Origin of the sequence: Clostridium zeae, assembly GCF_017312485.1 — a bacterium.
Taxonomy (GTDB): domain Bacteria; phylum Bacillota; class Clostridia; order Clostridiales; family Clostridiaceae; genus Clostridium_AR; species Clostridium_AR zeae.
On sequence record NZ_BMBA01000002.1, the window covers coordinates 382,925 to 405,683 of the forward strand.

Annotated in this window: 24 protein-coding genes and 2 pseudogenes; 8 read left to right on the top strand and 18 right to left on the bottom strand. The window is 29.9% G+C overall.

Annotation, left to right across the window (positions count from 1 at the left end):
- Positions 1-276: 276 nt before the first annotated feature.
- On the bottom strand, positions 277-1,080 hold the full coding sequence (locus J3477_RS11120) for a hypothetical protein (RefSeq protein ID WP_206870024.1): 804 nt from the start codon (positions 1,078-1,080) through the stop codon (positions 277-279).
- 259 nt (positions 1,081-1,339) lie between these two features.
- Here J3477_RS11120 and J3477_RS11125 point away from each other — a divergent pair, with 259 nt between their 5' ends.
- Positions 1,340-2,005 (top strand): DUF3794 domain-containing protein, encoded by a 666-nt coding sequence (locus tag J3477_RS11125; protein ID WP_206870025.1) that lies wholly within the window; start codon positions 1,340-1,342, stop codon positions 2,003-2,005.
- A 117-nt stretch (positions 2,006-2,122) separates the two neighbouring features.
- Here the strand turns inward: J3477_RS11125 and J3477_RS11130 are convergent, their stop codons facing one another.
- Positions 2,123-2,698 carry a hypothetical protein gene (locus J3477_RS11130; protein ID WP_206870026.1) on the bottom strand — a complete coding sequence of 192 codons (576 nt, stop codon included), beginning with the start codon at positions 2,696-2,698 and terminating at the stop codon, positions 2,123-2,125.
- A gap of 169 nt (positions 2,699-2,867) precedes the next feature.
- On the opposite strand from J3477_RS11130, the gene J3477_RS11135 reads away from it, so the two are divergent.
- Positions 2,868-3,122: a hypothetical protein gene (locus J3477_RS11135; RefSeq protein WP_206870027.1), complete on the top strand. Its 255-nt coding sequence runs from the start codon at positions 2,868-2,870 to the stop codon at positions 3,120-3,122.
- 93 nt (positions 3,123-3,215) lie between these two features.
- A complete protein-coding gene (locus J3477_RS11140) occupies positions 3,216-3,791 on the top strand; it encodes a GNAT family N-acetyltransferase (RefSeq protein WP_206870028.1) in 576 nt (191 codons plus the stop codon).
- A gap of 119 nt (positions 3,792-3,910) precedes the next feature.
- Here J3477_RS11140 and J3477_RS11145 read toward each other — a convergent pair whose 3' ends face one another.
- Positions 3,911-4,459 (bottom strand): PTS sugar transporter subunit IIA, encoded by a 549-nt coding sequence (locus J3477_RS11145; protein ID WP_206870029.1) that lies wholly within the window; start codon positions 4,457-4,459, stop codon positions 3,911-3,913.
- Between the two features lie 314 nt (positions 4,460-4,773).
- Here J3477_RS11145 and J3477_RS11150 point away from each other — a divergent pair, with 314 nt between their 5' ends.
- Positions 4,774-5,400 (top strand): flavodoxin family protein, encoded by a 627-nt coding sequence (locus tag J3477_RS11150; protein WP_206870030.1) that lies wholly within the window; start codon positions 4,774-4,776, stop codon positions 5,398-5,400.
- Between the two features lie 333 nt (positions 5,401-5,733).
- A complete protein-coding gene (locus J3477_RS11155) occupies positions 5,734-6,504 on the top strand; it encodes a GNAT family N-acetyltransferase (protein ID WP_206870031.1) in 771 nt (256 codons plus the stop codon).
- A 280-nt stretch (positions 6,505-6,784) separates the two neighbouring features.
- Here the strand turns inward: J3477_RS11155 and J3477_RS11160 are convergent, their stop codons facing one another.
- From J3477_RS11160 to J3477_RS11175, 4 genes are all read right to left on the bottom strand, one after another.
- Positions 6,785-7,450: an ABC transporter ATP-binding protein gene (locus J3477_RS11160; RefSeq protein ID WP_206870032.1), complete on the bottom strand. Its 666-nt coding sequence runs from the start codon at positions 7,448-7,450 to the stop codon at positions 6,785-6,787.
- Positions 7,451-8,782: an ABC transporter permease gene (locus J3477_RS11165; RefSeq protein ID WP_206870033.1), complete on the bottom strand. Its 1,332-nt coding sequence runs from the start codon at positions 8,780-8,782 to the stop codon at positions 7,451-7,453.
- Positions 8,783-8,793: 11 nt separating this feature from the next.
- Positions 8,794-9,885, bottom strand: coding sequence for an ABC transporter permease (locus J3477_RS11170; protein WP_206870034.1), 1,092 nt, complete (start codon positions 9,883-9,885; stop codon positions 8,794-8,796).
- 135 nt (positions 9,886-10,020) lie between these two features.
- Positions 10,021-10,398 carry a hypothetical protein gene (locus tag J3477_RS11175; protein WP_206870035.1) on the bottom strand — a complete coding sequence of 126 codons (378 nt, stop codon included), beginning with the start codon at positions 10,396-10,398 and terminating at the stop codon, positions 10,021-10,023.
- A 452-nt stretch (positions 10,399-10,850) separates the two neighbouring features.
- Here J3477_RS11175 and J3477_RS11180 point away from each other — a divergent pair, with 452 nt between their 5' ends.
- Positions 10,851-12,227: a DUF2334 domain-containing protein gene (locus J3477_RS11180; protein ID WP_206870036.1), complete on the top strand. Its 1,377-nt coding sequence runs from the start codon at positions 10,851-10,853 to the stop codon at positions 12,225-12,227.
- A gap of 162 nt (positions 12,228-12,389) precedes the next feature.
- On the opposite strand, the gene J3477_RS11185 is transcribed toward J3477_RS11180, so the two are convergent.
- Positions 12,390-12,746: a hypothetical protein gene (locus J3477_RS11185; RefSeq protein ID WP_206870037.1), complete on the bottom strand. Its 357-nt coding sequence runs from the start codon at positions 12,744-12,746 to the stop codon at positions 12,390-12,392.
- Positions 12,747-12,893: 147 nt separating this feature from the next.
- Here J3477_RS11185 and J3477_RS11190 point away from each other — a divergent pair, with 147 nt between their 5' ends.
- Positions 12,894-13,049 (top strand): DUF1540 domain-containing protein, encoded by a 156-nt coding sequence (locus J3477_RS11190; RefSeq protein WP_206870038.1) that lies wholly within the window; start codon positions 12,894-12,896, stop codon positions 13,047-13,049.
- A gap of 207 nt (positions 13,050-13,256) precedes the next feature.
- Here J3477_RS11190 and J3477_RS11195 read toward each other — a convergent pair.
- A pseudogene (locus J3477_RS11195) lies at positions 13,257-13,343 on the bottom strand (GGGtGRT protein); the annotation flags it as partial.
- A gap of 492 nt (positions 13,344-13,835) precedes the next feature.
- Entirely contained in the window at positions 13,836-14,075 is a 240-nt protein-coding gene (locus J3477_RS11200) for a hypothetical protein (RefSeq protein ID WP_206870039.1), read from the bottom strand.
- Between the two features lie 359 nt (positions 14,076-14,434).
- Here J3477_RS11200 and J3477_RS11205 point away from each other — a divergent pair, with 359 nt between their 5' ends.
- Entirely contained in the window at positions 14,435-15,145 is a 711-nt protein-coding gene (locus J3477_RS11205; protein ID WP_206870040.1) for a hypothetical protein, read from the top strand.
- Between the two features lie 353 nt (positions 15,146-15,498).
- Here J3477_RS11205 and J3477_RS11210 read toward each other — a convergent pair whose 3' ends face one another.
- From J3477_RS11210 to J3477_RS11245, 8 genes and pseudogenes are all read right to left on the bottom strand, one after another.
- A complete protein-coding gene (locus J3477_RS11210; protein ID WP_206870041.1) occupies positions 15,499-15,681 on the bottom strand; it encodes a hypothetical protein in 183 nt (60 codons plus the stop codon).
- Between the two features lie 129 nt (positions 15,682-15,810).
- On the bottom strand, positions 15,811-16,509 hold the full coding sequence (locus tag J3477_RS11215) for a peptidoglycan recognition protein family protein (protein ID WP_206870042.1): 699 nt from the start codon (positions 16,507-16,509) through the stop codon (positions 15,811-15,813).
- 13 nt (positions 16,510-16,522) lie between these two features.
- On the bottom strand, positions 16,523-16,726 hold the full coding sequence (locus tag J3477_RS11220; RefSeq protein WP_200265878.1) for a BhlA/UviB family holin-like peptide: 204 nt from the start codon (positions 16,724-16,726) through the stop codon (positions 16,523-16,525).
- 109 nt (positions 16,727-16,835) lie between these two features.
- Positions 16,836-18,254 (bottom strand): Ig-like domain-containing protein, encoded by a 1,419-nt coding sequence (locus J3477_RS11225; RefSeq protein WP_206870043.1) that lies wholly within the window; start codon positions 18,252-18,254, stop codon positions 16,836-16,838.
- 296 nt (positions 18,255-18,550) lie between these two features.
- Positions 18,551-18,811 (bottom strand): hypothetical protein, encoded by a 261-nt coding sequence (locus tag J3477_RS11230; RefSeq protein ID WP_206870044.1) that lies wholly within the window; start codon positions 18,809-18,811, stop codon positions 18,551-18,553.
- Positions 18,812-18,821: 10 nt separating this feature from the next.
- Positions 18,822-20,537 (bottom strand): annotated as a pseudogene (locus J3477_RS11235) (phage tail spike protein); the annotation flags it as partial.
- Positions 20,538-20,759: 222 nt separating this feature from the next.
- A complete protein-coding gene (locus J3477_RS11240) occupies positions 20,760-21,761 on the bottom strand; it encodes a GGGtGRT protein (RefSeq protein ID WP_206870045.1) in 1,002 nt (333 codons plus the stop codon).
- Between the two features lie 26 nt (positions 21,762-21,787).
- Entirely contained in the window at positions 21,788-22,480 is a 693-nt protein-coding gene (locus J3477_RS11245) for an iron-sulfur cluster assembly scaffold protein (protein WP_183276582.1), read from the bottom strand.
- Between the last annotated feature and the right edge of the window lie 279 nt (positions 22,481-22,759).

Sequence of the window (22,759 nt, forward strand, 5' to 3'; positions counted from 1 at the left end):
TAATTATTATTACAAGACTTTTTTGTTGTTTCTATATAAAACTAAAATCAAAGTTGTGCTTAGGCACTGAGTTAAAATTATAACGAATTAAAAAGCAAAAAAGCACATTATAGAGCAAACTTTAATTTTCTCCATAATGTGCATCTCAAACCAAAATATATAATTTTTTGTTGTTTTATTCATTTCGATAATTAATTATTGAATATCTAAATATTTTTATTATATCTATCATTTTAGCAGTATGCTTTTTATGTCATTCCCTGTTATAAAGCTATATTATATTTTTTTTACTACAAGCAAGCCTAAACTTATAATATAAGTTATTGTGGAAAGTATTAATGCTACAATCAGCATCCCTGTTATTAAGATATTATATTTCAATATAGCTTTATCCATAAATTCTATCGATAACCCAAAAGCATTTAATATCACTAATAAAAGAAAAAGAACAATTAACCCTCTTGATGCACCTTTTATATCTGCCATACTTAAAGATATATGTGAGGATATACATATAGCAACAAATAAAAATATATAAAAATACGGATTTTTAAAATTTTCTCCTGAAAAAATACTCTTCACTAAATGACCATATGAGGTCAGTAACCCTTCTATAGTAATTTTCCCAATCCTGGTTATATGAAGCGAGTTGAATAATATATCTATAAATTTGTTATATGTATTTGGTATTGCAAAGTACATAAGCGTTATTATACTTATAACTCCACCAAATATTGGTGCAACCCCTATAAAGAAATTACCAACTTGCTGATATACACTATTAGGGTTATAACTATGATCCACATACCCCATAACACCATTATTATCAGGCTTTTGAAACAACTTTATTTTCCTTATATTGTGCCCAAATATTATAGATAGAATTGCATGACTCAACTCATGTATAGGCACTCCTATAAATCCAGTCACCATTACAGCATTAAATCCTAAACTTTTATAAATATTCTTAATAGAATTATTTCTAAGCACCCCCAAAATCAGTCCAAAAAATATTATCATTCCTGTTAGATATAAAGTTTCTACCAAAGCTCTAATCAATAAATTAACAATAAACTCCATATTTCCTTCTCACCTTTCAAATTTAAAAGTATTTCCTGCGCCCGTATCTATTTCTTAAATTCACACCCCTCATACAAACTATGTATTATAAATCTATCTAAACTATTCATTGCTAATTAAAAAACAAGTAACATTTTCGTCATAACGACAATATAATATATTATAAAACAAATGAAAAAGATTAACGACAGAACTAGTAAAAAATTTATATTTTCTTTACATGTCGTTAATCAATAATATAGTGAAGGGGTATTAAACTATGAACAATAGATTTTTAGCATACAAACAAATGCCAACCTATGGAAAGCCACCTTATCAACAATGTGAAGAGAAAGAAAAGTATTATCCAATGGAATACAAAAAACTTCTTCAAGTTCCAGTAATTGTTGGATTTGGCGATACTCAAGAATTAGTTGTTAAAGAAAGTATTATATCTCCACCAAGTCCTCCAGTTTTCCGTATAGTAAAAGTTGATACAGAAGTATTTATAACAAATACTCAATTAGTACCAAGAATAATGCATCAAGAAAAGAAATGTGATGGAAAGTGGTGGGCAAAGGTAATTATAGATGGTTTTATAGATAAAAATATTCTTTATAAAACTATAGATGATTTTACTTGCGACTCTGTTAATGGTCCAGTATTCCAGTTTACAACAAGATTCCCATTTGCTACTTTCGTAGAAGTTGAAGCAAAAGAACCTATAAAAGAAACAGATAATGTTGAAATATTAAAAGCATTTGTAGAAGGTTCAAAAGAAGAGTTATTAGACCCTAATCCAGTAGAAAACGGAGCTCCTGATTGGGCAGTAACCTTTAACAGACTTCTTGAAAAGCTTATTGTTAGAATAGATCTTAAAGTTACAAGAATAGAGCATGTACCTGTAACTATAGAAGAACACAAAAAAGAATGTAAACCATACTAATTTTTGATAATATACGTTGATTAATAGAAAGTGCAGTTGGATTTCATCCAACTGCACCTTTATAATTATTAGAAGTACAAATTAAAAATATTAGTCTCAAAAGTTCTTGAATATCATTTATATATTATTTCTTTTAAATCTTTCTTTTAAAGTCTTTTCATCCATCTCCATTATTTCAAGTATAGAAAAATTTTTATCTAATCTGCGATGCCAAACTTCAGATTTCATTGATTTTAATGTTGGAGCTCCACTTTCATTTGTTCCTTTATTATCTACTTCATTCTCTTTCCTTAATAAATATGAAATATCAAGTTTTCCTGAGATAGTTATTTCACAAATTGATCCATTTCCCACTTTCATGTTTTTTAGAGCCTCACACTGAAAATATACTATACAGTTTAATGATTCAGAATCAATATTTCCATTAAATTTACCTTCTACAACCTCAGAAAAAGCCCTCTCTATCCTTTTAATTTTATATCTATTTTTATTTATATCTAAATCCTGCATATAAAAAATATATATATAATAATCTCCAAATACTCCAATTTCCTTTTCTGATAATACCTTCATAAATATGTTAGATGACTTTGCTCTACAATCCAGTATTATGTCATTTTCTCTAAAGCTTATTTTACAAATGCCATTAAACTTTTTATTAATATTAATAACCTTAGAATCTGCTCTAATCATAAGCTCTGTTCCTCTCAATATACAATATCCTGTTATATATTATCTCAATTTGAATACTTTTGTTCCTTAATTTATTATGGATTATGAAAACATTTGAATCCAATATAAAAATTATGTATAATTGTATGAATAAATAAGCAAATATAATAACATATCGAGGTTATTAAAGATGAACATTAATCAAATAATCACAGCTTTAGCATTTTTACTAATAGCACTTTTAGTTCTAAAAAACTATATTCCCATAAAAAAGCCTTATAATTATTTAGTAGTTGCTTTTATAGTACCTGCGGTACTAATTCAAACACCTTTAACTCATAAGATAAATGTAAAAGTAGAAGCAATATTAGTCGGAATATATCTCATTTGTTCTTTTGTACTTTTAGTCAGTTATAATCATTCAATCAGCAAAGAGAATAAATAACAACGCGCATATGTTTTATTTTCCCTGCTCTGATTATATATGGTATAATGTCCATATAATTTCCTAGGAAATAATGTCGAAGGAGTAAAAATAATGGATTTGAATAGCAATAACAATAGTATATTTACTACTATATCCTATAACGATTATTTAATAGAGAAAGCAACAATAGATGATATTAATGAACTAGAAGAATTGTACAATAATCTTAACGAGCATTTAGAAATAACTATCAATTATCCTGGTTGGAAGAAGGGCCTATATCCTGTTAGAGAAACGGCAGCAAATGGAATTAGAGAGAATAATTTATTCGTCTTAAAAATAGATGGCAAAATAGCAGGTTCTATTATACTTAATCACTTGCAAGAAGCTGCATACCGAGGAGTTACTTGGGGAATTGAAGTAAAAGATGAAGAAGTTATTGTAATACATACTTTTGCGGTAAATCCAAAATATATGAAAAATGGAGTAGGCCACAAATTGATTGACTTTTCCAAGGAATTTTGTTTAAAGAATGGATTTAAAACTATTCGTCTTGATGTTACTATAAAAAATACCCCTGCAATGACTCTATATGAAAAAAGTGGTTTCAAATATGTTGATACCGTTGACCTTGGACTCAATATTCCTGACTTAAAATGGTTTAAACTATACGAAATAATATTTTAGTCCATAGCATTAAAGATAAACTACTTCCCATTAAAACTTATCAAAATAAAGATTCGTAGAACCAGCGAAATCTTTATTTTGACTCTAAGGATTGAAGTAGTCTATCTATATAACTGTTCTTATCTTATAACCTGAATAAATGGCTCTGTCTCTTTTACCTTTTCAACTTCTGTCCCTTTGACTTCTTTATAATCATCTGTGTTCGTGATTATTACCGAAGTTATCACATCATAGCCTTCATTCCTAATTCTTTCTATATCAAATTCCACTAATAACTCTCCGGCTTTTACTTCGAAGCCTTGATCTACATGAGCTTTAAAGTATCGTCCTTCAAGATTTACCGTATCAATACCAACATGTATCAAAACTTCCACTCCATCTTTACTTTTCAAAGCTATTGCATGCTTAGTATTAAAAAGAGCCACTATTTCACCATCAACTGGTGCTACAACTCGTCCTCTTGTGGGCTCAATAGCCATTCCCTTGCCCATAAGCTCCTGTCCAAAGGTAGGATCATTTACTTCACTTAGCTTCCTTACTCCCCCTTCTACAGGACTATAAACAATTTCACCACTCCTAAACTTATTACCATTATTATATTCTACTCTTGTAGCATCACTTTTTTCTTTTGATCCAAACATATTCTTAAATAACTCTTTAACTCCCATCAAACAATTCCTCCAAACCAATAATACTCAAAATTAACTTATGCGCGTAAGTAAGTAAAAATGATAACTTAAGATAATAACATTTAATATTACATCTCAGTTATTTCACACTGCTAAAAAAGCCTAACTCTACTTTAAGTTAGTATTTTACTTTAAAGTAACTTATTTATTTTATACTTTTATTGTTGTATATTATTAGTAGTATAAAGTAGATACGCCCTAGATTTAAAAATTTTATCAATCTATTTATAGATAATAGTTACTATCTAATACGGATATCTACAGGTCATTTATAATATTAGAGAGGTGTAAAAATGAAGGTATTACTTATTAATGGAAGTCCTAAAGCCCAAGGATGTACTTTTACTGCGTTAAGCGAAGTTGCAAAAGAGTTAAATAAAGCAAATATTGAAACAGAAATTTTTCACGTAGGAAATAAACCTATTCGTGGATGTATGGCATGCGGTGGATGCAATAATACTGATGGAAAATGTGTATTTAATGATGATACTGTAAATATTGCCTTAGAAAAAGCTAAAGATGCTGATGGCTTCATATTTGGTTCTCCAGTTCATTATGCAGCTGCATCAGGTCAAATAACAGCATTCCTAGATAGATTTTTCTATGCTGGCGAAGGGTTCCAACACAAACCAGGTGCTGCAATAGTTAGTTGCAGACGTGGAGGTTCAACTGCTGCTTTTGAGCAATTAAATAAATACTTTACTATATCTAATATGCCTGTTGTATCTTCTCAATATTGGAACATGGTTCACGGTAACACTCCTGAAGAAGTAAAACAAGACTTAGAAGGAATGCAAACCATGAGAATTTTAGGAAAGAACATGGCATGGCTTCTAAAATGCATACAAGCTGGTAAGGATGCTGGCATAAATATTCCTGAAAAAGAAGAACAAAGAGCAATTACTAATTTTATACGTTAATATGAAAAAGAGCTTAAACTCCATTGTTTTAAGCTCTTTTCTATATAATCCACCAATTTCATATCTTATCATAAATACTCCTAACTAGTATTTCATATTATTCTTAATATTTTCAAAGAGTACTAACTAAGTTATCTATATAGTAGTACTTGTTTTCTCTCCTGTAACAGCACTCCAATACATTTCCCCCTAACATTTACAATTGATATAATATTATACTATAATATTAAAATATATCCAAATAATTGAATCTTCGCTATTTTAAATGCAGTATCAGTATCTCTTTAATTCCACGCACAAGTTTATTTTTTTATTTATGCAAGGAGGATTATTATGATAGAATTACAAAAAAATGAAAGAGCCTCACTTCAAAGCCTATGCGTAGGTAAGTCAGATGTTGAGCTTTTTTCATGCATAGAAGGAAAAACAGGACAAGTATGGGCTAATAGCAAAGAAAATCCAACTCTTGCAGTAATTTTAGTTGCAGATTTTTGTTTTTTATTAGGTCACTCAGAAAAACTACAAGATGGTGATTACATAAAAAAACTATATGACAACATAAGACGTAAAATAATTGTCCCAGACAGTCAGTTCTGGATTGATGTCATAGCAAAATACTTTCCAAATAACCACAGAAAATTTAGCAGATATTCAATAAAAACAGAACCTAAAGTATTTAATAAAGCAAAATTAAACAGTTACGTCAGAGCCATTGAATCAAAATTTAATATAGTTAACATAGATAAAACTAATTACAATAAAGTATTAGCAGATGATTTTATGGCAGATTGTTGTTCAAATTACTCATCTTTAGAAGATTTCACTGAGAACGGACTTGGATATTTGATAATTTATGAAGATGAAATAATATCCGCTGCATCATCATATGGTTATTGCAAAGGAAGTATTGAAATAACTATTGGCACTAAGGAAGAATACAGGCAAAAAGGATTAGCCTTAGCTTGTGCTTCAAAACTTATTTTAAACTGCCTTGACAGAGGTATTTATCCTCGTTGGGATGCTGCCAATTTAGAATCAGTGGCTCTTGCAGAGAAGCTCGGGTACCATTTTGATAAAGAATATATTGTTTATTCTATATTTTAGCTTTAATATTATTAAACTGATTTTCTCTTAGTTCAAGAAAGGTGGCTCAAAGATTTTATAAATACTGATGATTTATTTACCAGTTCAGTCAATAAGATAAGCATAGAAATTATATATGAAAATGAAGATTCAATAATATAGCTTGAAATTCCTTTGAAGTAAAAAGTAGTAGGCAGTGCAGATTATAACTGATTACTACTTTTTAATAAATTTATTTTAAAATAATTGAATTATACTGTACATAATTCAAGCTACTCAGTATTTCCGTCTAATAATAGCTTCATATTATTTGTCCATCTTTAAGAGAAATTATCCTATCGCACATATTAGCAATATTAGGATCATGAGTTACAATTATAATTGTTTTACCTTGGTTGTTTAATAGCTTTAAGATATTCATAATTTCCTTTCCAGTCTTCACATCTAAAGCTCCTGTTGGCTCATCAGCAAGAATTATTTTCGGATCACCTACTAATGCTCTAGCTATGGCAACTCTTTGCTGCTGCCCACCTGAAAGTTGTGCAGGAAGTTTATCTTTAAGTTGTTTTATTCCAATCTTATCCATGCACTCGAGTGCTTTTTCCTTGCATGCTTTTGTAGATAATTTCCTATAGCTTAACGGAAGAATAACATTATCCAACGCCGAATATTCTTTAAGTAGCGCAAAATACTGAAATATAAAACCTATTTCCATATTTCTAATTTTATGAAGCTTCTTTTTCTGTAATTCAGAAAACTCAATATTATTTAAAAAATACTTACCTGATGTAGGCTGATCAATAAATCCCATGATGTTCAGTAATGTACTCTTTCCAGAACCTGATGGTCCCATAATTGAAACCATTTCACCCTCTTTAATTGTTATATTAGTATCATTTAAGGCATAAAGTGTATTTTCACCTTCTCCATAAACTTTACATATATTCTCAAATCTGATTATATCCATTTATTCTAATCCCCCTATTAGATCTTTAGGTTGGAGTTTTTTCAGCACATTAAATATTATAAGTGAAATAACAGTAAGCATGAGCATTGCAATTATCAATAATTCTAATAATAAATAAATATCAATAGTTCCATATATATCGATAATATTCATTGAACTATACTGCTTTTTGATCAACTGAATACTACCGTTATTTTCTAGAATGTACATAATGATAGCTCCCACATAAGATATAATTGAGATAAAAATAACCTCTAGAAATAAGCTGCTAAATATATTCAAATGACTTGCGCCATAAGCAATCCTTATGCCTATCTCCCTTTTTTTAGAATAAATAGTCACTATTAAAGATGTAATAAGGCCTATTGACGAAAAAATACAGAAAAATATTCCTATAATCATTTGAGATAAATTTGCATTAATAAAATCATCGATGATAACCTTTAATATAGAATCTAATTTTTCATTTTTCTCAGAGAGCTTCAATTCTTGAGCCTTCAAATTGATTTTCCTACTAGCTTCCTCGTAATTAACATTATCTTTTAATTGCAATAATAAGCCCCTCATAATTCTAGCTACAAACAATTGTTTATCTTGTTCTTCATCTTTATTGATTGGAATTATTAGAGCACTGCTTAAATTATTTAAGGACGAAGTTATTACACCACCTTGATTATAAAAATAAGTATTATTCTTTAGAAATCCTATAACTTTAAACTGTTCCTGTTTGTCTGATTGAAGCGTTATTATATCTCCGACCTTAAAAAACTTTTCAAATATTGATCCAAGCAATATGTTCCTCATCTCATCATGATTCTTTCCAAAATCATTAGATTTAAAATTACTCCCATTATCTAAAGGAAGTTTAACGAATTCATTTGCTCCCTGATCAATTATTAATAATTTTACATCTATTTCTTCTATCTTATCTGAAATAATATTCTGTTTTGTTTTGTTGAAGATATTTAATTCATCAACCAAATTTAATCTCTTTGAGGAATTTAAAGCACTAATGTTTAAAAGTTTACTGCCATATGCATAAGTTCCAAAGTTCTTTACATCACTATTTCCCTTTATGTACTGGTAGAACGCACTATAATCAGGCTGCTCGTTTCCTTTTAATAAGGTTTCTATTCCAGTAGAATTATACATGAAGGATGTTTTCTTTGTATCTGCTACACTTTTAAAATTATAAGAAAAATGATTAATAGAATTATAAAAATTCGCAAAGGTGAAAAGTGAAGAAAAGCCAATAATATATTGAAGTACAAGAAGGAAAGTAGATATTTTTCTTTTGCTTAGTGATTTAAAAGTTTCTATTAATGCACTCATATATACCTCCATTATTCTTTTATTACAACAGCAGGCTCTACTTTAAAGGCAATTAGTGATGGAACTAAAGCAGTTATTAAACAGGTTAATAAAGAAACAATTATAGAAAAAACAAATCCGCTTAACGATAGGTTTATTTCATAGGAAAATATCTTGGTTGAAACCCTAGTTATAGCAGCTAAAAAAACAAATGCCGTTCCACTAGCTAGCGTGCAAATGAAGATTATTTCTTTTAATATGAGAATGTATATAGCTTGATTGCTAGAACCAATTGCCTTACGCAAAGCTATTTCCTTTTTTCTTGAATGAATCCAAAAATAGCTGATATTTATCGTATTCAATATAGAGATAAACAGCATTTTAATAACATCATTCAAATTAGGCTTATACATCCTTATAAGATCGCCCCTAGCTTTATCAATCCTTTCATCTTTATCTACACTTATAACTGCATTTGGATATTGATTCAAAAAATCTTCATTAAATTTATCTATTTCTACTTTTGGATTTATATTAGCTTTTACTACAAATTGAAAAACTTTTGGATTTAGCCTTTTTCCTAGTATTTCAGGTATGTAGTTGATTGGTACAAAAACCTCTCTATTGATTGCTGATTCTTCCTTCTTTCCGAAGGTACCAACTATCTTATATTTTTTGCCTTCTATTGTTAATTCGTTATTTTCAACCCCATTAAATACCTTTCTACCTACTACAGCAACCCTGTCATTAACCTTGTTACCTAAGAACTCTCCCTTTTCCATTGGAGGAGTCCATAAATATTTATCCTTAGATAAAATACCAGTCACAATAATGGTCTCATAGTTCTCTGTTTGTATAGGCACAAATTCAACAGCAATATCAGAATTGATAAAGTCCTTTTCAAACAGACTTGTTAAATCTGAAATCTGATAACTATCTTTAAATGATAAATTAACCCTTTTTACGTATTTAAAGCTGCCATTTGAATAATCATTAGTGATTTTATTAATTTGTGAAATTATTGATGTCCCTATTGAAAGAGCTATCATAGAAATAAAAAAACCTAGAAATATTATTACAAAGCAAAACTTTGAATTTCTTATCCGGTTTATTATCCAATACATTAAGGCATCACCTTTCTTAATCTAACTAACGAGCGCTTGATACTTCAAGCACTCATTGTTAGAATATAATTGTTAAGTTTTTATGCTAGCGTTTAATATTTATATTAGTTTAAGCAGACAACTAATGATTAAACGCTAGTTATATTCATGATAAGTTACTTCTGCAGGATCATCCCCTGAACGTGTATACCATACATGATAAGATGAAACATGCGCTACATTGGTATATACAGTAATGTCTCCTGTAGATGCATTTGCATTTCCTGAAGAATCTACATAGCTATTATGTGCTGGTTCATGATATATTGTGTTATAGCTTGGATCAGAAAATGTCAAATCTGCTGTCACCCTATAAAAACTTGTATCATTAGTGTTTTTAGAATATGAATTTGCCATCATACCATGTGTTAATGGTGTTGCTTTTCCTCCCCAACTTATGTTAGCTTGTACAGCTATACCTATCATCAAGGAACAAGTCAATCCTCCGATTAATAATTTTATTCTATTTTTCATAATAACCTCCAAAAGATAATTTTTCGAAAATGTTATTTATTTTACCGGTAAGTGTTACATCTTCGTTTTTTATTATTACATTTTATGCCATTATATTCAATACAACCCATGTTAACTCTATGTTAAACATCCAAAATATCACTTATTAGAATTACTTTTGAAACACTTACCTAAAAGAATCCCCCAACGACCACCTTAGTAAACCGTGAGATCTTATATGCTAATCTAAATTAACTACTTTGTTAAACAGCAACTTTTAATGTTTGAAATAAGCCTTAGCATAACACAGAATGATAGATATTCTATTTCCTACATTATTATTTTGAGTTTTTTAATTATTTTTTGATATTATAGTGCAAATTTAACTTTTCTTTAAGATATTCTACTCAAAATAATGGTACAATCCTCTTAAAAGAATTGATTTATACATATAACAAAGGAGCGAAAAACGCATGCAATGGAATTCAAAAACGCTGATTTTTTCTTTTATCTCATTAATTCTAATTGTATTACTATCCTATAATATTCTTGTTTATTTTAATTTTATAAAAACTAACACCAACAAAACCAATTATTCAATTTTACTTACCAAGAACAACTTTAAGAGCTCTTATACTCCAAAAATTAATTTTTCTGACAGACATATATCAGAAATCAATGATGTAAATTTAAGTATTTTAGGCAGGACAAGCATCCCTCATATACCTATGATACTTAAATCTCAAAGATATTATATACCACTTAATTTTATTTCAGAAAAGTTGAATTATACTGTAGATAATTCAAGCGGCTCACTAATTATATCAAATAATAGCGATAAAATTTTTTTGACTGAAAACTCTTATGAGAAAAACTCTAAAAAAGGTTCTCTTAGAGGTAATTTAATTAATTACAATAATACCTTTTATATCTCAATATCAGATATAGAAGTAATTTTTGATTTAATTGCCGTATTCAATTTTGAAAATAAAAAAATTAATCTTATTCCAAATGACGTTAAAGCTCCTAATGAGTCTTCATCACTGTATAATCACAAAATTGCCTTAATCAGATTTGAAGATTTCGGTTGTGGTTATTCAAATATTGTAGATAAAAATCAAACAAAAATAAAAATCATGTCAAATTTACTATATTCAAATGGAATGAAGTTTCATGTCTCATGGATACCTAGATTCAAAGTTCCTTTAAGCAACTTTGATAATGATTTACTGACAAAAGACGATATAATAAATGTTGGATTTGTGAATGTACTAGATTATATGCTTAATAAAGGTGGAGAAATTGGTCTCCATGGTTATTCGCACCAATCCGGCAACGTTGCAAGTGGAACCGGCGAAGATATGTCGAAGGACACAAATAGTACGGAAGTTGAAACTCGCGCGGTTATCGAAAAAGGTATAGATACCGCAAGCGCTTTAAATATTCCAATTTCATATTATGAAAGTCCACATTATAGGGCCACTATGGATCAAAAGAAAATAATTAGCAACTATTTTCAATTTCTATATGAACATTATGATTATTCTAAAAAAGATAATATATATAAGACTGATGACAACCATTTATTTGTTCCAACTCCATTAGGTCGTATATCAGATACTGTTAAAGATACTCAGCGTATAATAGATAAATTTAATGAAGGTAACCCAGATGTGCTTAAAAGCTTTTATTATCATCCATCTACAGAAATAGACTATATTGATTTTGAAACAAATGATAATAAGCTAAACATAAATTACAATCCAGACTCACCTCTGCAAAGAATTGTAAAAACTCTTAAAAATAATAAATATACTTCTCTTCACATTGATGAGCTTATAGATAAATAAGTTGGAAATAGAAAAGAGAAATAAAATGATAAAACCACCACTTTGATGTGGTGGTTTTATTATAGGATTCATACGAGAGTATAAATTCTACTTTATCAACTTTTCTCTTATCAATTATAGATTTCAATGTAAAAATTGTCATATGTATGCTAACTTCTACAATTATAGCTTTACATTTTCTTTACCCGGAACAATTTCTATATTGGTGATTAAATTATCTTTAACAGTAAAAAAATAATAAAACAATTGTGGACTACCAGAAAATTTCCCGGTTGTTATTGAAGACACCATTATTATTCCATTTTTATTTTCCGCGTTTATAACTTCTGATTTCAGCTTAAACTCCTCATTCGAAATTCCTCGCCATTTTTTAATATCTATAAGTCCATAGATATGATTATCTTCACCGATATCGTGAACGTGAGCGTCTTTTGCTATACACCTATCTATAACATTATTGTCATTAGTATTTAGAGAATTCATGTAAATTTCAATTGGTTTTGGTAGTTGCATAATCATTGAATTACCTCCTTTTTTATTACAGTTTATCATCTGTAAGTTGACTACAGTATGTCAGATTATATATAAGAATTATGAAAAATGAATAAAATTTATAAAATACTTGATACTAATAATGCAAATAATTATTGAGAGGAGAAATTGCCCATGAAAAACAATAAAAGTATATCGTGTACAGTTACTGAATGTAAAAACCATAGTAAAGAAGAAAATTTCTGTTCTTTAAATAAGATACAAATTGTAAAGCATAGTGATTCAGCTTCAAATGTAGAGCAAACAGACTGCAGAAGCTTTCAAGCATAAAAAAAGATCCTAGAAGGATTTTACCTTCTAGGATCACTATGTATACTACTTTAATTTACATCAAACTAATTTCGACTAAATGCTATTTTCTTAAATAAAAAAACACATGATTTGCAAAATGTTTCCATCTAAACACAAAATAATAAAAAAGCCCCACGACAAACCCCTTACGTAAGCCGTGAGACCTTATATACTAATTTAAATTGATTACTTTGTTAAAGCTTCTTCAATAGCAACTGTTGCTCCAACCATTGGGTTGTTACCCATTCCGATAAGACCCATCATTTCAACGTTGGTTTAAATTTACAGCCTTCTAAACAGCATTATTGTTTAATTAAGCTAAGTCCTTAGTAATTCTTGAATACACGTTTTATCAACATTTATAATAATAAACGTTTCCCTAAAATTATGCAACATATTTTTTCATTTTTTTCACAATCATTTACGAGTATATTACTTAAGATATAATTTATAAAAATTCCTTCATATTATAAGCATTACTTTTCTATACCTTGTCCATAATATCTATTAAAGTGATTTCATGAAAATAAAGAAAAGCTACATTAATATAAATAGCACTATAAAAATATCTTTCTCATTATTATTTACTTCTATATTATATATACTAATCAGAACAATATGAAAAGAGAGTAACTTAATACTCTCTTAAACTCTATTCTTAACTAACACAAATTTATATTCTTTTCCATCTTTACTCTTGTAAACTTGGTTTAAATCATGCCAGTAATGCTCATCTATAAACTTTTCTACGGCTGGCTTATATATTTATTCAGGACAAACCACTGCCATTCCGCTGTATGTTGGATAATATAATTCCTCAAGTTCAAGATTATTTTCTTCCATATATTCAGCTATAATTTTCTTAACCAAGCTAAAATATGGAGCACCTACAACTTCTCCAAAATCCTTTTTATCTTGTATCTTATAAATCTTAAATAGTCTCGCTATTTCACTATCAAACAGCATTTGTTCCTCAGTTTCTAACTTCTTATAGTAATTATACATATTAGACCCCACACAATAATAATTAAATTTGTTTCAAGTGTTTTTTCATTATATATAAAAACTTTTACAAAACAATTTATGTAAATAGTATATCATCTAAATCTTCATATTTGTCACAAATTATATATTTAAAGAAGCTTATTCACTCTTATTACAATAAAGTTACAAAAGCATCTCATTTTAATGTACTTTTATACCATTTTTTACATTAAGTAACACAATTTATGTATATTTTTGTATTCTATTCCAAATATTATTTTATAATATTGATTTTTTCCCTTATTATGTTTAAAATGTAAATGCTAGTGTACAAACGTTTGCAAACAATAATAGACAATTTTATGGGAGGTTTTATACTTATGAAACTAAAAAAAATGTTCATTAAGGGTTTAACACTTTTACTTTCTTTATCACTTGTGTTACCCACAATCCCTGCTTATGCTTCAACTAACAAAAATATTACAAGCACTGAAACATTAACAAAATTTGAAGAAATTGCACATCCTTCAAAAGATATTACTATTCTAAAATCAACGTACTCGACTGGTCGCGTTGATTATACTACCTTAAATAAAGCAACTGGTGAGATTATGTTATCAGACAGTAATCCATTAATGTCAAAAACATCTAACTCTACTAAAACTTATAAAGTTTCTGACATTATGTCCAAGCCATCAAATAGTCAAAACACTTTAAAAACAAAAAATGCCGACGGAACTTTCACTACTTTAGATAGCGGTTATTGGGTTTATAAATGGTCATGCGCGAGAACAAATGCTAAATATGAAGGTATGGTCGCTGGAGTTGTTATTGGTGCGGTTATGGCTGTTACTGGTTTAGGTGCACTCATCGCTGGATCTGCTGTTGGTTCAATGTGGGCAACAATAGCATCTGGAGCAGGTTTACCTACTGCATTGCCAGCAGCATTTCCAGCTTTAGGCTCACTTTGGGAATATGACAGTAATGTATATTATGATGCTCATAATAGTTCAAACGGTATGACATGTTTTCATTATTGGTTTGCCGGTAGTTATAAAGGTTCCTATACAGGTTACTTCACTTGGAGTTAAAACTAAAAATGGAGGACTATTGTCCTCCATTTTTTTTATAATAAATATAACTTATAATGATATTACCAATCCACACAACTAATATAAATGCTAAAATTTTAATTAAAATTGGAAAATTTGTTTTGAGTATAGGTGAAAGTATAGCAGTACAGCATATTATAAACCACACTAATTCAATAATAACTTTTAAAATATAATTCTTCCCCATAAATACCTCTCTATCCTTTTATACCTATATTATAATATTAGAATTAGTACTTTTCAACCATAATATCCCAAAATAGGTTATATATTTAATCTATCATTCTTTCTAATTAACATATACTATACTTTTTTGTAATCATGATTTAAATTTAATTATTTACGCTTGAATTCTTAGCGGTAGATTGACCGAAATAAAAACCAATAATCATAGTATAAATAGCCATAAAATATGTATTAACTTCATTTTTAAATGCTAAAACACAAAATACTAGAGTAAGTACAAGTGCTATTAATTTCTTTACTTCTATAAGTTTACTTAATTTTTCTTTCATATTATATACATCTCCTTGTAATTAAATTTCATGATGTTGTCGATACTATCCACCTCACCAATCTCACTACCTAATCTTATGTGACTTTCTCCCATCAGTTCTAACTCATTTGGCAAATCCCAACCAGTTTTATAATCCACCACGCCATACTACGAATCCAGTTTTCTTACATGCTTTCTTATTAGCATCTATACCATTATATACAACTACCATTCTATTACCTAAATCAGCTATAGCTTCTGCTGTTTCTGTTGGGTCAATAACACCAATTTCATTAGTGCAATTATAATCAGAATAAACTCTCTCTATAGAACCACCATTTCTCCAAACTTTACTCATATAATCACCTTCACTTACATTATTATTTTGTACTACTGTATTAACCTGTGCTTGACCATTTTTTATAGCCTCTAAAGGAAATTTAACCCCAGGGCAATTAGTGTTATAAAGTTCTCTATGTCCAAAGCTAGGTATATTGCCATATAAACTTTGTAAATATGTTTTAACTTGTAAGCAAGCTTGTAATTGAGCTACTGGCATTTGTTCTGTCATATATTTCCCTTCACAACACACACCAATACTATTATAATTTGCAGTAGGACAATGACTTCCCCTCCACCCAAATTGTCTACCTTGATAAACTGACCCATCTTTTCTTATAAATAAATGATAACCTATTCCAGCCCATCCATTAGCTAAATGCCATCTATGTATATCTTCTACTGTACATGTTGATGCATCTGCATTATGCCAAACTATTCTAGTTGGCTTATTCTCTCCATCTATAAATGTACCATTCCAAGTAAAATTATTTTGTATTATATTCAATCTTGATCATCCCCTATTTTTTAAATATAAAATCTTTAACTTCTTTTACATCACCTTTGATATCCTCAATGATGCTGAATTTTTCTGTTAATTTGTCTAATAATCCTTGATATCTCTTTTCTCTCTCGCCTGTCGTTTTTAAAACATATAGCAGAAGAAATACAAAAAGCGCATAGCCAAAACCTTGACTAAGCGCTGCTTTCATTAAATCGTCCATCTTACAACTCCATTCTTAATTTAGTTAATTTCAATGAGATTTATTCTATCTAATCTCTATTTTTGTATTAAAAAAACACTCTATTTTCATAGAATGTTTTTCAACAAATTTACTTATGCAATACATTGAACTTAGCTCCCTCATAGGTAAATGAACTATTTCCATAACCTAATTCTGAAAATGTTGTTGTATAGAAGTGATCTGTACCATTAAAGTACCTATACATAGGAGTAGTTCCTGTTTGTTGTGTTGTTGGTGGATATACATAACACATTGGATTACCATTACACTCTATAGTATATCCGTATTTACCAGTACCTAACTCATTATAATCTATAGTATATAAATGATCTGTGCCATTATAATACCTATATAAAGGTACTGTACCAGGTTGTTGAGTAGGGAATACATATCCCTCAATTCCTTCTAAAGTATACCCTCCACTACCATTTCCAAGTTCATTAAAGTTAGTAGTATACATATGCTCTACAGAACTACTATATCTGTATAATGGAACAGCTTGTACAGTTGGTTGTGATCCTTGTGGTACTACTATTATGTAATTAGCATAAACATACAAATATAATAACTGTTCTTGGCTTGTTCCATCATTTCCAAAAGCTTTTACTTTCAACGTATGGTTGCCTAGAGTAAAATCACTTACTTTGTATATAGTTGAAAATCCACTATTGTTATTCTTATATTCCGGATAGGCATTGTACACATCAGGTCTTGAAAGTCCTATTGTTGTATCTCTAGAATACGATCCATCAATAAATGTTTGTACAGCTTTAATACCTGATTGATTTAAAGCCCAACCTCTTAATTCAAAACTTCCTGTATAAGTAGTATTTATTTGAGGTGAATCTATATTCATTCTTGGTGGTTGATAGTCATATTTACCTAATTGTCCATCAGTATCGATAGCATCAAGTGTAAACAAATCGCCTTGAGTGACATTACTATCTGTGAGTGTATCTACATCATGTACTATACTTATGTTATGTTTTGCATTAGTAGTAAATGTATATTCAAAGTCTAAAACTTCATACTCATTACTTATATTTGTGCATAAATTATTTATTGAACCTATATACTGTCCATCTGCATATACTTTTTGAGAATATACATTAAAAGTTGAATAGTTTTGTTGATTATGTTCAATTATTCTAATTTTTTGCCCAGTTATTGAAAATCGTACTTCATCAGCTTTTTTATATGATATAGATTGTGACAAGTCATATACATTTCCTGGACTAGTATATGAAAGATGATGCCATCCGTCACCAATGTACTGAATATTGCTATTAAAATCATCATATCTATTCCATCCTACTTCTGGAAGATATAAGGTATTTCCAATCTTTGCACTATTGCTAGAAGTGCCATTCAGATTATTTTTCCCAGCTAATCCATCATCCTGATAAGAATATGAATCTGTTGCTTTAGCAACTTTCAGATTACCAGTACTAAATAACACCGTAAATACCATAACTAAACTTAATATTAAACCAAATTTTTTCTTCATTTATTTTCCCCCTCTAAAATTAGTACATGTTACATTATAATTTTGCAACTAATCCATATCAAGGAAAAATATTCTACAATTTGGTTTATATATTACAAATTAAGTAAATGTTTATAAAACTTATTTATTCAAATTTAATTAATACTCTAAAAGTTACAATAATTAACTAATTATCCACATAGCTAATATTCAATTCTTCAGTTTGCTTTTCTCTAATCTTTTAGTTTTTAAATTTACTTTATAATTACCTCGAATAATACCATAAAAAATAGCACCTCAACTTAAATGAAGTGCATTTATGCAACTGGATACTTAGGTATTGCATCCTGCTTTATTTTTAATTGGTTTTCTTCGATATCGTATATAAAATTATTCGGTTTATCTAGAACATAATTGTCTCTATCTAAAACCACAAAATCTCTGATAAGTTCATAATCCTCTTTGTCTTTTCCATAGATATTCATATCTTGAATACCCCCTAAAACTTCTTTTAAATCTCCTGTTCTTTTAGAAAAAAAGATTGTCATTTTACTTTGCATTTCTTCTATTGTAGCCATGTTAAACCTCCTACGCCGTAACTATATACCATATTCGAGGGTAACCATATGCAAAACTCATATTATTGCTCAAATCTCTTTGCACCCAAGTTGAATGAGCATATAAGAAAAATGTTGCAGTTGCTTTATTTACATAAATATAAGAATTTTCAAAAGTTATCCCAAAATTGTGTAAAGAGTAAGCTGAATCTAAATATAACGTACCATTGTCGGGTTCAATCCAAAAAGGTGTTACAACAAAGTCTTTATTTTTAAATTCATCTGGCAATTGAACAGTTATTGTTGAGCCTTCAAAATTTAATGTATCAGCATGGAATAAATAATGATATGATCTTCCTGTCGATCCATTATAATTCATAAATCCATTTCCATCAGCTACGGAATAACTTCCATTAGAATGGTTCCATCTAGAATAAGAGTTAGTATGAATAGCTGTATCTCCGCTTCTTCCCCCTATTCTAAATCCACCATTTGATAAATCAATATCTATTGTTCCATCAATACTTTTTATTTTTCCTGTTATTACAGAACCATCTAAATCAGTTATTAAATCACCATCAAAATAGAATGTATGTCCATCATATTTAAATTTATTAGCAAAGTTAAATGTTCCATCATTCATATTAATCCATGTAATTTGATTTTCAGACTTAAGAACTCCAACTTTTATTAAACTTGCATCTAACTCACCTGTTTTAATGAAGTTAGCTACAATTTCACCATCCATAGTTATCGCCACATTGTAGTCACCATTATATCCAGTGCTAGAATATCCAAGACCATTTAAATTATATCTCCATACCTTTGTGGCAGTAGCTATGTCATCTTTATCCATTATAAGTATTTCACCTTCTCGTTTAACAACATGTCCCCCTAATGCTTCCTTAATCTTATTACCTATGACATAATTATCAGTTGCAACAGTTGCTATTCTATTATTAAGAATATTACTTACTGTATATTCACTCTTTACATAATCTCCAAGCTCTAGCTTAGTATACTTTTCTAGCACACAATCATATGTATAAGAAATCAATCTAGCTTTAATATCTATCCCTAATTTACTGCTATGTATTGTGACTATATCACCTAAATATAATTGCTGAAGTGCTTTTATTTCCTTGTATTCATCAGTCTTTGATAAGTCATCAAATTCTATTGAAAAGTTTACTGAAGGTCTATCAATATGTTGCTCATTATATAATAAAGCTGCTTGTCTTCTAAGCTCAGTATAAACAGCTTCTTTGTCTGCATATTCTGTTACTGCATCATCTCTACTAACCTTAATATTAGGAAAATCAATGTGCTTAAATGAAATCTGTGGATAGTTATTGATCAAAGGAGAGTCAACATATTTCTCAGGTAACTCAAGAACATTATCATTTTCATCTCTTCCAGTAACCATTGATCGAGTTACTTCAGTTCCTTCTGTAGATTCTTCTATAGTTATAAGATTTTCACCTTCAGCAACCTTAAATCCTCTATCTGTACCAAGCTGCTTATATATTCCTATGCTATCTATTCTTCTATCTAACTCTCCACCCCAAATTTTCAAGAATGAATTATCATCATCTCCCATAATTGCATCAAGGAAATTCTTTCTAATATAATAAGCAGTACCTATCTTATCTATATCACTATAAAAATTGAATCTTACAGGACTTTCTGCATGATCTTTCATCCAAGTTAAAGCACCTAATCCATTGGTGCTAGTCGGTCTTACATCTCTTAAGAAATTCCTTGATAGTGATCAGTCGTAGCTGGTCTCAAATTTCTAGCTTTACAACTATCGATAAATTCCTCGAAACCTTCGGCAAAAGTTTTGTCATTCTCTCTTTAAATTTTTAATTTTCTTACCATATGCACCACCTAATTTTGAGAACGTAAAAAAGACACGTTCTACTAGTTTATTACTAATAAAACGTGTCTCGTTATTTCAAAAAATTGATTACTTTGTTAAAGCTTCTTCAATAGCAACTGCTACTGCAACTGTTGCTCCAACCATTGGGTTGTTACCCATTCCGATAAGACCCATCATTTCAACGTGAGCTGGAACTGATGATGATCCTGCGAATTGTGCATCTGAGTGCATTCTTCCCATAGTATCTGTCATACCGTATGAAGCTGGACCTGCTGCCATGTTGTCTGGGTGAAGAGTTCTTCCAGTACCACCACCTGATGCAACTGAGAAGTATTTCTTTCCTAGATCAATCATTTCTTTCTTGTATGTTCCAGCAACTGGATGTTGGAATCTTGTAGGGTTAGTTGAGTTACCAGTTATTGATACGTCAACGCCTTCTTTGTGCATTATAGCAACACCTTCTCTAACGTCATCTGCACCGTAGCATCTAACCTTAGCTCTTGGTCCCTTTGAATAAGCAACTTCTTTAACTATTGCTAATTCTCCAGTATAGTAGTCAAACTTAGTTTGAACATATGTGAATCCATTGATTCTTGATATTATTTGAGCTGCATCTTTTCCAAGACCGTTAAGTATAACTCTTAATGGCTCTTTTCTTACTTTGTTAGCTTTTTCAGCTATCTTTATAGCACCTTCTGCAGCAGCAAATGATTCATGTCCTGCAAGGAAAGCAAAACATTTAGTTTCTTCGCTTAAAAGCATTGATCCTAGATTACCATGTCCTAGACCAACTTTTCTATCATCAGCAACTGATCCTGGGATACAGAATGCTTGTAAACCTTCACCGATTGCTTTTGAAGCATCAGCAGCTTTTGTGCAGTTTGATTTAACAGCTATAGCAGCACCTAATACATATGCCCATCCAGCGTTTTCAAATGCTATTGGTTGTGTTTCTCTTACTATAGTATATGGATCAAAACCTAAATCAACACAAAGTTGTCTAGCTTGTTCTAATGATTCTATACCGTATTTTTCTAATACAGGTGTTATTTGTCCTATTCTTCTTTCAAAACTTTCAAATAATGCCATTTCTTTATCCTCCTTCATCCACTTAATTATGCATGTCTTGGGTCAATTACTTTAGCAGCGTCATCGAATCTTCCGTATTGTCCTGTTGCACCTTCTAAAGCTTCTTGAGCATCTTTACCCTTAGCTATAGCTTCCATCATTTTTCCTAGGTTAACAAACTTGTATCCGATTATTTCTCCAGCTTCATCTAAAGCTACATTAGTAACATAACCTTCAGCCATTTCAAGGTATCTTGGACCCTTAGCTAATGTTCCGTACATAGTACCAACTTGGCTTCTAAGTCCTTTTCCTAGGTCTTCAAGACCTGCACCTATTGGAAGTCCGCCTTCTGAGAAAGCACTTTGTGATCTTCCGTAAACTATTTGAAGGAATAATTCTCTCATAGCTGTATTTATAGCATCACAAACTAAATCTGTGTTTAATGCTTCTAATATAGTCTTTCCAGGTAATATTTCAGATGCCATAGCAGCTGAGTGAGTCATACCTGAACATCCTATTGTTTCAACTAAAGCCTCTTGGATTATACCATCCTTAACATTTAAAGTTAATTTACAAGCTCCTTGTTGAGGTGCACACCAGCCTACTCCGTGAGTTAATGCTGATATATCAGTAACTTCTTTTGCTTGTACCCATCTTCCTTCTACAGGAATTGGAGCTGCTCCATGATTAGGGCCTTTTGCAACTACACACATTTCTTCAACTTCTTTTGAATACATCATTTTGTTTTCTCCTCCTTAATATTAATAAAGATTTTCAAACGCTTGTTGTAGCCTGTATCTAGATAAACGTATGGATTTTAAGACACCATTTTAAAATTAATCTAACTCTATATTTCACTAGAAATTAAATTAACTCATAGTAATACTTAACACCATAGCTCGTCCACATATAAAAAATAATTAATAAGCTACTTCAAAATTTAAGCCTCATATAATGGTCCTCTCAAACTGGGCATTAATAAAAAAGACCAAGGCATTTCACCAGCGGGTTAAAATCAA

Bases quoted from the DNA above. Each gene is read 5' to 3' on its own strand.
- J3477_RS11120 (WP_206870024.1), bottom strand. From the start codon at position 1,080: ATGGAGTTTATTGTTAATTTATTGATTAGAGCTTTGGTAGAAACTTTA.
- J3477_RS11125 (WP_206870025.1), top strand. From the start codon at position 1,340: ATGAACAATAGATTTTTAGCATACAAACAAATGCCAACCTATGGAAAG.
- J3477_RS11130 (WP_206870026.1), bottom strand. From the start codon at position 2,698: ATGATTAGAGCAGATTCTAAGGTTATTAATATTAATAAAAAGTTTAAT.
- J3477_RS11135 (WP_206870027.1), top strand. From the start codon at position 2,868: ATGAACATTAATCAAATAATCACAGCTTTAGCATTTTTACTAATAGCA.
- J3477_RS11140 (WP_206870028.1), top strand. From the start codon at position 3,216: ATGGATTTGAATAGCAATAACAATAGTATATTTACTACTATATCCTAT.
- J3477_RS11145 (WP_206870029.1), bottom strand. From the start codon at position 4,459: ATGGGAGTTAAAGAGTTATTTAAGAATATGTTTGGATCAAAAGAAAAA.
- J3477_RS11150 (WP_206870030.1), top strand. From the start codon at position 4,774: ATGAAGGTATTACTTATTAATGGAAGTCCTAAAGCCCAAGGATGTACT.
- J3477_RS11155 (WP_206870031.1), top strand. From the start codon at position 5,734: ATGATAGAATTACAAAAAAATGAAAGAGCCTCACTTCAAAGCCTATGC.
- J3477_RS11160 (WP_206870032.1), bottom strand. From the start codon at position 7,450: ATGGATATAATCAGATTTGAGAATATATGTAAAGTTTATGGAGAAGGT.
- J3477_RS11165 (WP_206870033.1), bottom strand. From the start codon at position 8,782: ATGAGTGCATTAATAGAAACTTTTAAATCACTAAGCAAAAGAAAAATA.
- J3477_RS11170 (WP_206870034.1), bottom strand. From the start codon at position 9,885: ATGTATTGGATAATAAACCGGATAAGAAATTCAAAGTTTTGCTTTGTA.
- J3477_RS11175 (WP_206870035.1), bottom strand. From the start codon at position 10,398: ATGAAAAATAGAATAAAATTATTAATCGGAGGATTGACTTGTTCCTTG.
- J3477_RS11180 (WP_206870036.1), top strand. From the start codon at position 10,851: ATGCAATGGAATTCAAAAACGCTGATTTTTTCTTTTATCTCATTAATT.
- J3477_RS11185 (WP_206870037.1), bottom strand. From the start codon at position 12,746: ATGATTATGCAACTACCAAAACCAATTGAAATTTACATGAATTCTCTA.
- J3477_RS11190 (WP_206870038.1), top strand. From the start codon at position 12,894: ATGAAAAACAATAAAAGTATATCGTGTACAGTTACTGAATGTAAAAAC.
- J3477_RS11200 (WP_206870039.1), bottom strand. From the start codon at position 14,075: ATGTATAATTACTATAAGAAGTTAGAAACTGAGGAACAAATGCTGTTT.
- J3477_RS11205 (WP_206870040.1), top strand. From the start codon at position 14,435: ATGAAACTAAAAAAAATGTTCATTAAGGGTTTAACACTTTTACTTTCT.
- J3477_RS11210 (WP_206870041.1), bottom strand. From the start codon at position 15,681: ATGAAAGAAAAATTAAGTAAACTTATAGAAGTAAAGAAATTAATAGCA.
- J3477_RS11220 (WP_200265878.1), bottom strand. From the start codon at position 16,726: ATGGACGATTTAATGAAAGCAGCGCTTAGTCAAGGTTTTGGCTATGCG.
- J3477_RS11225 (WP_206870043.1), bottom strand. From the start codon at position 18,254: ATGAAGAAAAAATTTGGTTTAATATTAAGTTTAGTTATGGTATTTACG.
- J3477_RS11230 (WP_206870044.1), bottom strand. From the start codon at position 18,811: ATGGCTACAATAGAAGAAATGCAAAGTAAAATGACAATCTTTTTTTCT.
- J3477_RS11240 (WP_206870045.1), bottom strand. From the start codon at position 21,761: ATGGCATTATTTGAAAGTTTTGAAAGAAGAATAGGACAAATAACACCT.
- J3477_RS11245 (WP_183276582.1), bottom strand. From the start codon at position 22,480: ATGATGTATTCAAAAGAAGTTGAAGAAATGTGTGTAGTTGCAAAAGGC.